Origin of the sequence: Corynebacterium sp. KPL2838 (genome assembly GCF_040225455.1) — a bacterium.
Lineage (GTDB): Bacteria > Actinomycetota > Actinomycetes > Mycobacteriales > Mycobacteriaceae > Corynebacterium > Corynebacterium rhinophilum.
The window spans coordinates 117,055-130,719 of record NZ_JBEHFT010000001.1 but is presented as its reverse complement, the minus strand read 5'-3'; the positions used below and the strand labels follow the sequence as shown (position 1 = coordinate 130,719).

The window sequence follows — 13,665 nt, the reverse complement described above, 5'->3', positions numbered from 1 at the left end:
GGGCTATTTACGGCTCACATCAGTCGGGTCGATATCGCTATCGAGCGCGTCCCACATCACACGGCCGGAATCGGATGAGGTCTCCAAATCTTCCGCCAGCTTTTCTTGGCGGGCGGCAGGGGTTTCGTATTTGCTCGACGCCTTGACCTTGTCCTTGCCTGGGTTCTGGGCCAAGAGTACGGCGCCGAAAAATGCCAGTGCGGCCCCGATAATGGCGACGATGGGGCCGAGCTTGGTGATTTCCGTGGAAATGACGGTCGCCCAATCAGAAATTGCGGCAGAATCCACCGCGTTTTCATTTGCGGACGCGCCTTGCAATATTTTTTGCGCGCGCTCGGCATCGGCGCCGCTGGTCAGCAGGCTAATAGGACTCCACGCGGCGCCTGCGGCGGCGAGGGCGCACACGAGGGCCACGATGCGACGCCCCGTTCGGCGCAACGCTAGGCCCGCGAGTACACCGGCGAGGAGGACCAGCGTCAAGGCCATAAGCTCTAGGGACCAGGCGGACCCTACGATCTCATTGGTTGCTGAGCCTGATTTATCGTCCTCGCTTACCGCTTTTACCCAGGTGCTGCGGGAAGAATACCACAGCACTGCCGTGCCCACCGCGATAAGGAGTGGGCCAAGTCGCCTCGTCATTAGGAATCATCCCCTAAAAGAACTGTCGCATCGAAGCAGGTCCGGTCACCGGTGTGGCACGCGGCACCGCGCTGGCGCACGGTCAGCAAGATGGTATCGCCATCGCAATCAAGGCGCACACCGAGTACGTCCTGCGTATGTCCTGAGGTCTCGCCCTTAATCCAATACTCGCCGCGCGAGCGCGAGAAGTACGTGCCCTTGCGTGTGGCCAGCGTGTGGGCCAGCGCGTGGTCATCCATCCAGGCAAGCATCAGCACTTCGCCGGAATCGGCCTGGGCAATGGCTGGCACGAGCCCTTGCTCATTGCGCTTGAGCAGCGCAGCTATCTGTGGGTCTAGCTCATAGTCTGCGGGATTGCTCATCGGCGCACCTCGTAGCCAGACTCTGCCAGGGCCTTTTTGACCTCGCCAATTTCTACCTCCCCAAAGTGGAAAATGCTGGCGGCCAGGACGGCATCGGCACCCGCTTCAACGGCGGGCGGAAAATCCGCTGCCGCGCCCGCTCCGCCCGAGGCAATGACGGGAATATTCACTGTTTCCCGCACCACGCGCAAAAGTTCGAGGTCGAATCCGGCCTTCGTGCCATCAGCGTCCATGGAGTTTAAAAGGAGCTCCCCTACGCCCAGCTCGGCGCCGGTCCGAGCCCATTCCACTGCATCGATGCCAGCCGATGTCGTCCCGCCGTGCGTCGTGACTTCAAACCCCGACGGTGCGTGCGCTGCGTCGGTGCGCCGTGCGTCCACGGATAAGACGATGCACTGCGAGCCAAAGACTTCCGCCAATTCGCGCAGCAGGTCGGGATTGCCTATCGCGGCGGTATTGACCGATACCTTATCCGCGCCAGTGCGCAAGAGCTCGCGGACATCGTCAACGCTGCGCACTCCCCCACCCACGGTGAGGGGGATAAAGACTTGATCGGCGGTGCGGCGTACCACATCGAGCATGGTGGACCGGCCGTGCTTGGAGGCGGAGACATCAAGAAAAGTCAGTTCGTCTGCGCCCAATTCTTCATAGCGTGCGGCTAATTCCACGGGGTCTCCTGCATCGCGCAGGTGAGCAAAATTCACGCCCTTGACTACGCGGCCTTGATCCACATCAAGGCACGGGATTATGCGAACGGCTACGGCCATGCGGGGCTTACTCCTTCACAGGTCGGTGGGGTGGGATTAATTTGTGTGGTGAGATAGGATTTCCAGGATTGTCTCGTGCACCTGCGGGGTACCAGAGACCATACCCCGCGACTTCACGGTCCACGGATTGCCCTCCGGATCCGTGACGATGCCTCCGGCTGCCTTGATAAGGAGCGCTCCCGCCGCGTTATCCCACGGGTGTGGCGAGAAATTGACGGCACCGTCAAAAACTCCCTGGGCAACGAAGGCATTATCTAGCCCCACTGAGCCCGTGATGCGTGGGCGCAAGCCGGTTTCGCGCAGCTCGTGGAATGCCGCGGTGGGCAGGTTGGAAAAACACCCCACGTGCCCACGGGCATCATCGAATTCTGGGGACTCCTCCCCTCCACCGAATCCGCCGGATGGTCCACCCGCAGAGCGCAGCGGCGATCCATCGCTGGCAACCAAGCGCCTGCCTAAAAGAGGAAAATCTGAGATGGCCGCAACCGGCTGGCCTTCGTGAACTAAGGCAACCAAGATGCCGGCCATGGGATTGCCCGCGGAATAATTTGCGGTCCCATCGATTGGATCGACCACCCACACGGTGTCATGGATGCTTCCGCCGGATTCCTCCCCATAGACCGGGATACCGGTCATCTGCTGCAAGATTTCGCGCAGCTGCTTTTCGATGGCCAAGTCCACCTCTGTGGCGAAATCGCCCCGGCTCTTAAAGTGGGCCGGTGGCGCCCCGATGCCGGATCGAAAGATCGGTTCGACTTGGTCAACGGCCGCCTCCGCGAAGGCCACCAACTCGCGCGGATCCATCATTGTTTACTCTTCCTCGGGGTCATAAGGATCGATGGGCACCTCTGCGGGAAGCGGCTCTACCTCTGCCACCGCCGCTAGCGCCTCATTCAGGCTGAAGTTTCCCTCATATAACGCCTTGCCAATGATGGCCGAATCGATGCCCTCATTTTCATACCGGGCCAGCTCGCTAAGATCTGCCAGGGAGGAAATGCCGCCGGAGGCGGTCACCTTGGCATCGGTTGCCATAGCTACCTCGCGCAGTAATTCCACATTGGGCCCAGTCAGCGTCCCGTCCTTTGACACGTCCGTAACCACAAAGCGTTGACACCCAGCGGCATCGAGGCGCTCGAGTACCTCCCAGAGATCCCCGCCATCTGAGACCCAGCCATTGCCCTTTGTGCGCCACTCGCCATCTTCTAAGCGCACCGCCAAGTCCACGGCAACTTTCTCGCCATACTGCCCCAGGATCTTTTCTATCCACTCTGGGTTTTCTAAGGCGGCGGTGCCAATATTGATGCGGTTCGCGCCAGTGGCCAGCGCGCGCTCTACCCCGGCATCATCGCGGATGCCGCCGGTTAGCTCGACATTAATGCCGAGTTCTTGGGTAATCCCCGCCATCTGCTCGTGGTTGGAACCGCGATTAAAGGCAGCATCGAGGTCAACAAAGTGCAGCCACTGGGCGCCTTGGCGCTGCCACTCGAGTGCGGCGTCCCGCGGGGCGCCGTAGACCTTTTCGGTGCCGGCTTCTCCCTGATCCAAGCGCACGGCTTTTCCGCCGGCGACATCGACTGCGGGCAAAAGCGTAAAAGTCATGGTTTCATCCTACCTAGAGAGTCTGCATCCAGTTTTCCAATAGCTGCGCGCCCGCATCTCCGGATTTTTCGGGGTGGAATTGCGTAGCCCAGAGAGCGCCATTTTCCACCGCCGCCACGAAAGAATCCCCGGCGTGCGTGGACCAGCTCACCAGCGGCGGGCGGGTAATGACGGTTTCTAATTCCCAGCGGCGAACGCCGTAGGTATGCACGAAATAAAATCGCTCGTCGGCATTAAGTCCAGCAAACATGGCGCTGTCATCCGGCATCTCGACGGTATTCCAGCCCATATGCGGCAAAACGTCGGACTGCAGGCGCTCGACTGTCCCTGGCCATTCGCCGCAGCCTGTGGAGTGGATGCCGTGCTCGACGCCGGCATCGAAAAGCACCTGCATGCCCACACAAATGCCCATGACCGGCCGCTCCCCTGCTAGGCGCTGGCCGATGACCCTTGGCCCATTCACTGCCCTAAGCCCTTTCATGCAGGCATCGAACGCGCCCACGCCGGGAACCAGCAGACCATCCGCCTCGAGGGCCTGATAAGGATCCGCCGTGACGGTTACCTCCGCCCCGACGCGCTCGAGGGCACGCTGGGCGGAGCGAATATTGCCCGCGCCGTAGTCCAATAACACCACTGATTTTGTCATGGGCTATACCTTACGCATTCGACGCAACCGGGTGCGGATATCGTTGGTATCGCTGATGCGAGTCCGGCCCAGGATGAAGTCCGCCGTGGTCAAGAGCAACCCGGCGATGAGGATCGCAACCCCCGCTCCGAAAGCACCGTCGTATCCGTAGCCTGCCACCATGGCACCGAGCAGGGTCGAACCCAAGCCGGTGCCACTATCGTAGAAAATATTCCAAATGGCCGAAGCCTCTGAAACCCGCTCGCGGGGCAGCCGGTCAAACATGGATAGCAAGGCCTCGTTTTGCGCGATACCGAATGCGCCACCAAAAAGAACGGCGCCGAGCACCAGCCACCAGATGGAGCTTTCCATAAACAGGGTCAGGGAAATCGTCCCGACGCCGATGATCGCCATGATCTGGCTTGGAATGTACAAGCTACCTGGGGCCCCCGTGCGGTCTGCGACCACGCCGGCGAAATACCGGAAGATCATCGCCGCGCCGCCCACGATGGAAAGCATGACACCGGCTAGGCTGGCGCCCTTTGCGGCATCGAGCTCCTGCATTGCGGGGGACAAGAAAGAGGAAATGACGCCGTAGCTCATGGAGAAAGTGGTCAAGGCCAGGGCCGGGACCAATACCAGCTTCCAGGTGGGAACGCGGATGATATTGACTTCCTCGTCATTATCCTCGGCCAAGGTGACCTTGATCTTGGGAATGCGCAGGCACATAGCAAAGCCCAAGAAGCCGATGAGACCGGCGGTGATATAGGTAGAGGCGTACCCTAGCGAATCCGCCATGAACAGGCCGAGCGGCAAGAAGATCATCTGCCCCAAGCCTGTAAATACACCAATCATGCCGGTGGCCTTGCCCAGCAGACGCACCGGGGAGAGCTCTGCAATCAGCGCGGATTCGGACACGGTGAGGGCACCGAAGCCCACCCCGCGCATGGCGGAAAATAGCAAGACGATCCAGGCGTCGGTGCCCAGCAGGTGGCCAAAGGCCGGGACGCCTAGGGTAAAGGCGGATAGCGCCATCACGCGCCGGTAACCCCAGCGGCGCAAAAGCCACGGGGACATGATCTGCGTGGCTACGGTAAAGGCCATAAAGATACCGGTGGATCCACCCGCCAAGGTCGCGGAACCGCCAGAATCAATGACGGCCAGCGGCACCACGGGAAGCAGGATGGACCAGGCGCCAAAGGCGGCTGCGATGGCTACCATCGTCGGCGTATAGCCGGGCACCTTCCAAATATTGGTCTCTTGAGACTCGCTCATTTACTAAAGCCTCCAACCATCCAGGCGATGGCCGCGGCCACGGTAATAACGGCTAAAAGCGCGGCGACGACCGTAAAAAACTTCGAGTCCTGCTGATACGCGGACCAAGCCCCTCCTACCAAGAGGCCTGCCACCAAAAACAGGATGAGGATCATAAACTGCACGGGCTACAGGGCTCCCTTCGTCGAAGGGATGCCAGTCTGGCGCGGATCTTGGTCCACGGCAGCGCGCAGCGCGCGGGCTACAGCCTTGTATTCCGCCTCGGTCAAGTGGTGCGGATCGCGGCCGTAGCGCACGTTGACGTGCAGGGTAATGGCTGCGTGCGTGGCCAGGGATTCGAAGAAGTGGCGGTTAATCACCGTGGCATAGTGCCCGCCGATGATCTGCCACTGCAGGTGTTCCGGCTCGCCATTCATCACGAAGTATGCACGGCCCGAAAAGTCCACTACCGCCTCTACCAGCGCTTCATCCATGGGTAGTAATTGGGAGCCGAAGCGGCGAATCCCGGCCTTGTCCCCCACGGCTTCCCGCAGGGCCTGGCCTAGCACGATGGCGGTATCTTCCACGGTGTGGTGGGCGTCAACCTCCACGTCACCAGTAGCCTTTACCTGCAGATCAAATAGACCGTGTGTGGCAAATGCGGTAAGCATATGGTCAAAGAACGGCAGCCCAGTGGAAATATCGCTTTTCCCGGTGCCGTCTAGGTCGATGGAAACGGTGATATCCGATTCCGATGTTGCTCTTTGGGCACGCCCCACACGGTTTGTCATATCTCACTCCTTTGAAGTATCCGCTCCTACTGTAGTCGCTAGTTTTTCCGCCGCAGCCAGAAAGGCCGCATTTTCTTCTGGCAGGCCGATGGTCACACGCAAGTACCCGTCGATCCCTACATCGCGGATGAGCACCTCTTCGTCCAAGAACTGTTCCCACACGCGGTGTTGGTCTGCAAAATTGCCAAAGAAAAGGAAATTCGATTCGCTCGGCATGACGGTATAGCCCATCTCGCGCAGGCGCCCTGCCACCATGTCGCGTTCGGCGGCGATGGTCGCCACGGTGGCGAGGGTATCTGCGCTGTGACGCAGGGCCACAGTGGCCGCTGCCTGGGATAAGACGGACAGGTGATACGGCAGGCGTACCAGCATGATGGCCTCCACAAAGGCCGGGTCCGCCACGAAATACCCCAAGCGACCGCCGGCAAAGTCGAAGGCCTTCGACATCGTGCGCGAGACCACGAGCTTGGTGGGGTATTTTTCTAACAGGCTCGTCGCAGACGGCGAGTCAGAAAACTCGGCGTAGGCTTCGTCGACGATGACGATGCCGGGGGCGGCATCGATAAGCGCGGCAATATCCTCCAGGCTGGTTACCCCGCCGGTGGGGTTATTTGGGGTAGTAACAAAGATGACGTCGGGCTGGTGCTCGGCCACCGCCGCCAAGGCACGGTCCATGTCGATGGTGAAGTTCTCATCGCGCGGGCACTCGATAAAACGCGCGTGGGTACCAGCAGAAAGGATCGGGTGCATGGAATATGACGGCGTAAATCCCAGCACGCTGCGCCCGGGTCCGCCGAAGGCCTGCAAAAGCTGTTGCAGGATCTCATTGGAACCGTTGGCTGCCCAGACCTGCTCGTAGGTGACATCCACTCCGGTTTGCTGCGAAACGTAGCGCGCTAACTCGGTGCGCAGTTCGACCGCATCGCGCTCTGGGTAGCGGTTGAGCGAGCTGGCGCAGCGGCGGACCTCGTCCACGAGGGCATCGACAAGCGCGGGCGAAGGCGGGAAAGGATTCTCGTTAGTATTGAGTTGGTAGGCCACCCGCAGCTGCGGGGCACCGTAAGCGGTCTCGCCGCGCAATTCCTCACGCAGCGGTAGGTCATGTAGCTGGGCCATTTATTTCTCCTCGAATCGGGCTCGAATGGCCTCCCCATGGGCGGGAAGGCGCTCGGCATTAGCAAAGGCGATGACGTTGGGGGCGATTTCTTCCAGGGCGCCGCGGTCATAATCGATGAGATTGACCGGCCGGAGGAAGGTGTGGGTAGAAAGCCCAGCCGAAAACCGCGCCGTGCCCGAGGTAGGCAGCACGTGGTTGGAACCGGCCGAATAGTCCCCCAAGGGCACCGGGGAATACGCCCCGACGAAGATGGCGCCGGCGTGGTTGATGCGCTCTGCCACCGCGTGCGGCTCCGCGGTGTGGATTTCTAGGTGTTCGGCGGCATAAGCATTCGCCACGGCGATGCCCGCGTCCACGGAATCCACCAGCACGATGCCGGATTGCTCGCCGGTTAAAGCCTCGGCGGCGCGGGCGAAGTTCTCCGTTGCCGTATAGCGGCGCTCAACCTCCTGATTTACCTGCTGGGCCACGCTTTCCGATGCCGTAATTAACACGCTTGCCGCCATCGGATCATGCTCTGCCTGGGAGATGAGATCGTAGGCCACGTAGACGGGGTTCGCGGTCTCATCCGCCAAGATGGCGATTTCGGTCGGGCCAGCCTCCGCATCGGTGCCGACCACCCCGCGCACCGCCCTTTTCGCCGCCGCGACAAAGATATTGCCCGGCCCGGTAATCATGTCCACGGGCTCTACGTCTTCGTCCGCATCGCCGTAGGCCAAAAGCGCTACCGCCTGGCCGCCACCAACGGCCCAGACTTCCTCCACGCCCAGCATGTGGCACGTGGCCAAGACCGTAGGGTGTGGCAATCCTCCGTGATCTTTTTGGGGCGGGGAGGCGACCACCAAGCTGGAGGCACCGGCCTCTTGCGCTGGCACGGTATTCATGATGACTGAAGACGGGTAGACCGCCTTGCCGCCGGGAACATAGAGGCCAACGCGCTCGATGGGGCGGAATACCTCTGTCACGGTGGCGCCGGGTGCCAGCTGCGTCGTGTGCGGATCCGGCTTTTGGTCAGCATGCACGCGGCGCCCTCGCGCAATGGAGGCCTCGATGGCCGAGCGCACCTGGGGATCAAGATCTTCGGCGGCCCGCTCCAGTTCCGCCTGGGGCACGCGCAGGGACGACGGGCGCACCCCATCGAATTGCTCCCCATAATCCAACGCCGCTTGGACGCCTTCGTCGCGCACCTTATTCACCATCGGCACGACGGTGCCCATAACGGAATTGACATCGGTGCCACCGCGCGGAAGGACGCGGCGCAGCGTGGCGGGGCGGAGCTGTTGACCGCGGAGATCGATGGTTCGAAGCATTCCTGGCTCACTTTCTGGTTGATCACCGTGGGCTATATCTGTAGACAAACCAATATACTATCGCCCAAAGCGCCGCGGGGACACCCTCTTGAGCGATAGACTCAAATCAACTTTCAGCGAAGGCGAGTGTGCGGTGCATGATGATCGAATTTGAATCCACCAGTCTTGAGCGGCACCTGCGCGCCATCGTCCGCGAGCTTGATTATTCCTATTGGGCGCTACCTACTGGGGAACTCATCATTTCCCATGGGCAGGAGGGGTCCACTCTGGTATTTGTATCGCAGGCCGACGATGTGGTTATCCATCTGCACACCACTCTGCGCGGCGCGGTTGACTTGGGCGAGGCCGCCGCGCTGTCCCGATTTATCACCGCGTGGAATGCCGATTGCCTCTACCCCACCGCCGTGCTGGACTATGACGAGGCAGGTTCGCTAGTGCTGAGTGGGCAGAGCCACTTCAGTACTGGAACTGCACCAACGCACGATCAATTGGCCGCTTTTGTGCCCGCCGCACTCACCGGCGCAGAGGTACTCATCAGCGTGGCGACGCGCGAGTTTCCCACCCTGGCCCAAGAACCAGAACTTGTGCTCGCTCCAGACGATGCCGCTACACAGCCCGCGTTCACTTTGGATCTCCTTGCCGCCGCTCTGCCACAAATAGGCATCGACCGCTTCCATAGCGATGGGGAAATCTGCCTATTTGCCCTAGTCAATTCCATCGCTTGCACCTTTACCCTCGACTCTGGGCCAAGCCTCATCATCACAGGCCGGTGGGATCTGAATGCGGATGAGGACGATTTCACCCGTTTGTTTTTGATCTGCAATGACTGGAACCGAGCGAACCACAGCGCCACGGCCTACTGCCGCTCCACCGACGACGGCCTCCATATCCATGTCGATGTGCCGACCCTGACCGGGGCGGGCCTTAACCAAGGCCAACTGCTGCGGGTTTTAAGCCACAGCCTCGATGCGATCCTGCACGCAATCGATGACATCGCGCGAGAATTCTGTGGCAGCTCCCCGGTTAAGTGGGCGTAACTACTTCACGTTGCGCACTGGCCTCTTGAGCGGACTCATTGCCGGTAGCTTCCCAGTCCGCGTCGGAGCTAATAAACGCGGTACACCAGTAGGAAAACATGGCCAAAAATGGGGCTACCGCCCAGGCCACGGCCGGCGAAAAATTCGGCGCAAATTCCACGACGTCCCCTGGGTTCTCCGGCGGGTGCGTTGCGGTGATGCCACCAAAGACGTAGAAGGAAGCCGCACCGGTAAGCGCGCATAGCCCTACCCACAGCATCATCGAGAGACCGCGCCCGCGGCGCTGGGAAAATGCGGCCAGTCCGAGGCACAGCCCCAAGAAACCCGTGACGAGTGCAAAGGTCATAAACGCGACAAATTGTGCGTTGCCCACCGCTTCAATGGCGTAGCCGCCACCGTCAACAGCATGCCCGGTCATCGTAGGGCGCATAAACCCCCAAAACGCGCCACAGATGCCGAAAACGAACAGAGAACACGCCAGGAGCCCCGCACCGAAACCGAGAGTGCGGGGCAAGCGAGCTTGGCGGAAAGACAATTTAGTTACAGAAGGTCCAGTTACCGTCCTCGCGGCGGAAACGAACGGTGGAGGTATCGGTACCTTCCGGGTTCGACACGCTCACGGTAGCGGAGGCATCATCGCCATTGACCACAACGTCATTGATCGATTCCAGCTTGGTGGAGGTAGGGATGGCCTCTAGCTGGTTGGCAAACTCGTTAATCTTGGCATTGCCCTGGCTTTGCTGGCGCATGGAGTTTGCGTATTCCGCAAAGGACTGGTTGGGCAGGCTATCGACGTAGTTGAGGTACTGCTGAAAATCCCCGGACTCGCCTTCGCGCACGGCCTTGCAGGCATGTGCTGGCATGTAGCCAAAGTAGTCCTTGACATTGTCAATCTCATGCTGTCCGCGCACCAACTGCTCAATGGCCTGCTTATCGCCATCGCTTGCTTCGTGCCCACCTTCAATGGGCTTGATGTCCTGGGCGTTGGCGAAGGGATCGTCCCCATTCTCAATGGGGTTTGCGTTGGCGCCCGCATTGCCGCCTTCTTCACCCTTCTCCTTAGGGTCCTCGGCGGCCTTTTTCTTGTCCTTTTCTTCCTTCTTGTCCTTATCGGCGTCTTTGTCCTCAGACTTTTTCGCCGATTCCTTCGCGGAGGTCTCAGAGGACGTGGTAGCAGGCGAAGACGACGTGGTCTTCGTCGAATCGTCCTCATCGTCCGAGCTACATGCAGCTAAGGCAAGCGGGGCAACCATAGCGACCGCGAAAAGGGACTTCTTTGCAGGGGTCAAAAAGGACAAGGGAGAGCTCCTGAATCAATCTTTCGAATGCGAAGCCGCCTCACGACGGGTTCTGTTGTCCCCGCAATCCTAACAATGCAAGTTTGCAAGAGACATTATTGCAGTCTTAAAAGTACCTGTGAGCTATTCCTTGCCGCGCTGAAACACGTACAATTTCCACTGTGCAACTACATCGCGAGAGCATCATCGAGGCCGCCACGACCCTATTGAATACTTATGGGCTTGCCGATGTCACCATGCGCCGCGTCGCTTCCTCCCTCGGCGTTGCTCCAGGCGCATTGTATTGGCACATCGCCAATAAGCAGGCGCTCATTGCCGCTCTTGCCGAAGATACTATCGCCCCCGTCGCCGGCTCCACGCTGGAAGAGATTAGCCTGCACCTGCGCGAATTGCTCCTGGCCCGCCGCGATGGAGCGGAGGTTGCCATAGCTGGGCTCTCCCAGCCTGATTCCCCGGCATGGGATCACCTCGTCGCGCAGTTTAGCTCCGCCACCTGCCCTGATTTCGATGATACTGCTCGCAAGGCCGCTGCCCTTTCTGCAGTTCACCTCGTCCTAGGCGCCACGCTGCTCGAGCAATCTCAGCGCCAACTGCTAGAAACCACCGGCGGGACCACCGCGGCCGACTACCGCGCCGATTTGGTGCATGGCGTGCAGATTATCAATGCCGGTTTGCAGCACAGCGGGGCGGATTAAAACTCTTCACCCCCGCGGCGGATTTCCCATCAGCACAAGCGAGTACGATCTCTGTGCAGCAGCCCTCTTTAGATTGTCACCTCAGAAGAAAGGCCATTTTCGTGTCGTATCCCGCGCATGGCGTATTCATCGATGTCACTGCGGAAAAAATCGTGCTTCACCGCAGCCTGCTCTCCCGCAGCTTGGGCGCGCCTGCCACCGCAGAAATCGCGCTCGATGCCATCGATGACCTGCGCGTCCACGAACCCACCGCCACCGGTTTTGGTTCGCTGTCCCTAGGCAGTGCCGGCAGCATTGCCTTCGCGCCGCACCAGGATCCCCACCGCGTGGCGCGCGCCATTGAGGCGGCACAAAAGGGCGACGCACCGGCGGAAGCAGCAGCCGCTCCCGAACCCGCAGCAGCTACAACCCCAACCGCTAGCGAAGAAAACCCAGGGCTTGATTTCGTTGCGGTAGATGTAGAAACCGCCAATGATAATTGGGGATCCATCTGCCAGATCGGCGCCGTGCGTTACCGCGATGGCCAAGAAACCGCGTCCCAGTCGTGGCTGTGCACCCCGCCCCCAGGTTTGGAGCACTTTGCCGAAATCAATATCTCCATCCACGGGATTACCGCCGCCGATGTCGAAGGAGCAATGCCCTTTGCTACTGCGGCCGCAGAGCTCTTTGACTTCATCGGCAGCGATGTCATCGTCGCGCACAATGTCCAATTCGACTCATCCGCGCTGCGCTCCGGGTTGCTGGCAGCCGGGGCCGATGTCCCCACCGTCCCGCTGGCCTGCTCGCTCGCTTTGTCCCGGGATGCTTCCAAGCAAGGTGTTATTTCGGTGGCCAACCACAAGCTTCCCACCGTGGTGAACCACCTTGGCGGTGCCTCTTTTACCCACCACGATGCCACCGAGGACGCCCGCGCAGCCGGCACCATCATCACCAGGCTGGCCCAACGCTTCGGGCATACCGGAAGCATCACCGATCTCTTTACCAGCCGCGAGTTTCGCCTCGGCCGCCTCGGATCCTCGGCCATCCTGCCGGTCCTGCGCGCGCATACTGCGCCCACCTCCGGCGACGATCTGGGCGCCGGCACCGATTTCCGCGATTCCACCCGGTCCGCGGGAAGTAGCAAGAAACCCGCTTCGCCCAACCGGGCGCCGTGGCAGGCCGTTGCCACCCCGGATACCATTCCGGATCCCAACCCCGACGCCGATCCCCAAGGCGCGCTCTACGGCCAGCACGTCACCCTGACCGGCGATTTCGAGCCATACGATAAGGGGCTGCTGTGGCAGGGCATCGCCAAGCGCGGTGGGCAAGTGGGCAAAAACGTCACCAAAAAGACCACGCTGCTCGTCGTCGGCGAATGGGCGAAGAAGACTTCCAAGGAAAAGCGCGCCGAAGAGCTGCAAGAAAAGGGCCAGGACATCACCATGTGGACCGGCGCCCAGCTCTTTTCCGAGCTGGAGCTCGACGCCGAGCCGCCTTTTTAAACCCGCAGGGAACCACCCGGCCATTTCTCCAGTCCAATAAGGGCGGATACTCACGACCCTGGAGAAATCGCCATGACCCTTACGCTCGACGCACCCCGCCCCACCACCACTAATTTGCTGCCGGCGCTATTCGCGCGGTCGTGGATTAAGCACCAGCGGCTTTCCGATGACGGGTTTTGCGACTCCCTCGCCACCATCCAGCTCTCCCCCAGCCTATCGATGGCGCTGGTCTTTCCCGGGCAGCGCACTTTTCGCCGGCTCAGCCACCGCGGCCTCGCGGACTTGGATGTCTCGACCCGCCAGGCGTGGAACTGTGCCTCGCTGAATCTGCAGCGCGCCGCGCTCGACTCGCAGGGCCTGCGCTTTTGGACTCGCCCTGCCCACTGCGCCCTGCCTGCCGCAGCGCCCTATGGCGGCCTGCAAGTCCGCTCCCACGGCGCCCCGATTTCTTCGTGGTTAGCGCACCCAGAAACCTTCACCGTGCTGGATAAACACATGCGTCGCCTCATGCGTTCGCATTCTTTGACCTACCTGGTGCCGGATTCCGCGACGGTTTTTGTCTTCGCCCACCTACCCGATGAATATGCCCGCGACCTCGCCCACACCGCCGCCGAACAACTTCCCCGCCATCGCACCGTTTTACATTCGCGCCCGCTAGTATGGTCTAACGGATTTCCCCGCGAATTATGA

At 60.6% G+C, this 13,665-nt stretch carries 17 protein-coding genes; 4 read left to right on the top strand and 13 right to left on the bottom strand.

The window, feature by feature from the left end; all coding sequences use genetic code 11:
• Positions 1-3: 3 nt before the first annotated feature.
• The 11 genes from ABRP98_RS00620 to hisD are packed head-to-tail and all read right to left on the bottom strand — an operon-like array spanning position 4 to position 8,464.
• Complete coding sequence (locus ABRP98_RS00620; RefSeq protein ID WP_349857015.1) at positions 4-639, bottom strand: TIGR02234 family membrane protein; 636 nt, start codon at positions 637-639, stop codon at positions 4-6.
• On the bottom strand, positions 639-1,001 hold the full coding sequence (gene hisI, locus ABRP98_RS00615) for a phosphoribosyl-AMP cyclohydrolase (protein WP_284769557.1): 363 nt from the start codon (positions 999-1,001) through the stop codon (positions 639-641). Before hisI ends, ABRP98_RS00620 begins: the two co-directional genes overlap by 1 nt.
• On the bottom strand, positions 998-1,768 hold the full coding sequence (gene hisF, locus ABRP98_RS00610) for an imidazole glycerol phosphate synthase subunit HisF (protein WP_349857014.1): 771 nt from the start codon (positions 1,766-1,768) through the stop codon (positions 998-1,000). Before hisF ends, hisI begins: the two co-directional genes overlap by 4 nt.
• A gap of 36 nt (positions 1,769-1,804) precedes the next feature.
• Complete coding sequence (locus tag ABRP98_RS00605) at positions 1,805-2,575, bottom strand: inositol monophosphatase family protein (RefSeq protein WP_284769555.1); 771 nt, start codon at positions 2,573-2,575, stop codon at positions 1,805-1,807.
• Positions 2,576-2,578: 3 nt separating this feature from the next.
• Positions 2,579-3,367, bottom strand: a complete 789-nt coding sequence (gene priA / locus ABRP98_RS00600; RefSeq protein WP_284782200.1) for a bifunctional 1-(5-phosphoribosyl)-5-((5-phosphoribosylamino)methylideneamino)imidazole-4-carboxamide isomerase/phosphoribosylanthranilate isomerase PriA — start codon at positions 3,365-3,367, stop codon at positions 2,579-2,581.
• A gap of 13 nt (positions 3,368-3,380) precedes the next feature.
• Positions 3,381-4,013 (bottom strand): imidazole glycerol phosphate synthase subunit HisH, encoded by a 633-nt coding sequence (gene hisH / locus ABRP98_RS00595; RefSeq protein ID WP_284849997.1) that lies wholly within the window; start codon positions 4,011-4,013, stop codon positions 3,381-3,383.
• Between the two features lie 3 nt (positions 4,014-4,016).
• Positions 4,017-5,267 carry an MFS transporter gene (locus tag ABRP98_RS00590; RefSeq protein ID WP_349857013.1) on the bottom strand — a complete coding sequence of 417 codons (1,251 nt, stop codon included), beginning with the start codon at positions 5,265-5,267 and terminating at the stop codon, positions 4,017-4,019.
• Complete coding sequence (locus ABRP98_RS00585) at positions 5,264-5,422, bottom strand: CG2302 family histidine operon protein (RefSeq protein ID WP_034659193.1); 159 nt, start codon at positions 5,420-5,422, stop codon at positions 5,264-5,266. Before ABRP98_RS00585 ends, ABRP98_RS00590 begins: the two co-directional genes overlap by 4 nt.
• A 12-nt stretch (positions 5,423-5,434) precedes the next feature.
• Entirely contained in the window at positions 5,435-6,037 is a 603-nt protein-coding gene (gene hisB, locus ABRP98_RS00580) for an imidazoleglycerol-phosphate dehydratase HisB (protein ID WP_284782204.1), read from the bottom strand.
• Positions 6,038-6,040: 3 nt separating this feature from the next.
• The gene (locus ABRP98_RS00575) at positions 6,041-7,153 is read right to left on the bottom strand and encodes a histidinol-phosphate transaminase (RefSeq protein WP_349857012.1); all 1,113 of its coding nucleotides are present in this window, start codon (positions 7,151-7,153) and stop codon (positions 6,041-6,043) included.
• The gene (gene hisD, locus ABRP98_RS00570; RefSeq protein ID WP_349857011.1) at positions 7,154-8,464 is read right to left on the bottom strand and encodes a histidinol dehydrogenase; all 1,311 of its coding nucleotides are present in this window, start codon (positions 8,462-8,464) and stop codon (positions 7,154-7,156) included.
• Between the two features lie 137 nt (positions 8,465-8,601).
• Between hisD and ABRP98_RS00565 the strand changes: the two genes are divergently transcribed.
• Positions 8,602-9,501, top strand: a complete 900-nt coding sequence (locus tag ABRP98_RS00565; RefSeq protein ID WP_349857010.1) for a YbjN domain-containing protein — start codon at positions 8,602-8,604, stop codon at positions 9,499-9,501.
• Here the strand turns inward: ABRP98_RS00565 and ABRP98_RS00560 are convergent.
• Positions 9,488-9,919 carry a hypothetical protein gene (locus ABRP98_RS00560; RefSeq protein ID WP_349857009.1) on the bottom strand — a complete coding sequence of 144 codons (432 nt, stop codon included), beginning with the start codon at positions 9,917-9,919 and terminating at the stop codon, positions 9,488-9,490. The two genes, ABRP98_RS00565 and ABRP98_RS00560, sit on opposite strands and share 14 nt — an antisense overlap.
• Positions 9,920-10,037: 118 nt before the next feature.
• Entirely contained in the window at positions 10,038-10,799 is a 762-nt protein-coding gene (locus tag ABRP98_RS00555) for a hypothetical protein (protein ID WP_284769547.1), read from the bottom strand.
• Positions 10,800-10,960: 161 nt separating this feature from the next.
• Between ABRP98_RS00555 and ABRP98_RS00550 the strand changes: the two genes are divergently transcribed.
• The 3 genes from ABRP98_RS00550 to ABRP98_RS00540 all read left to right on the top strand — a co-directional run bounded on the left by ABRP98_RS00550 (position 10,961) and on the right by ABRP98_RS00540 (position 13,665).
• On the top strand, positions 10,961-11,494 hold the full coding sequence (locus ABRP98_RS00550) for a TetR family transcriptional regulator (protein WP_284795996.1): 534 nt from the start codon (positions 10,961-10,963) through the stop codon (positions 11,492-11,494).
• 101 nt (positions 11,495-11,595) lie between these two features.
• Positions 11,596-12,975 (top strand): exonuclease domain-containing protein, encoded by a 1,380-nt coding sequence (locus ABRP98_RS00545; RefSeq protein ID WP_284853313.1) that lies wholly within the window; start codon positions 11,596-11,598, stop codon positions 12,973-12,975.
• Between the two features lie 72 nt (positions 12,976-13,047).
• Positions 13,048-13,665: a hypothetical protein gene (locus tag ABRP98_RS00540; RefSeq protein ID WP_284784499.1), complete on the top strand. Its 618-nt coding sequence runs from the start codon at positions 13,048-13,050 to the stop codon at positions 13,663-13,665.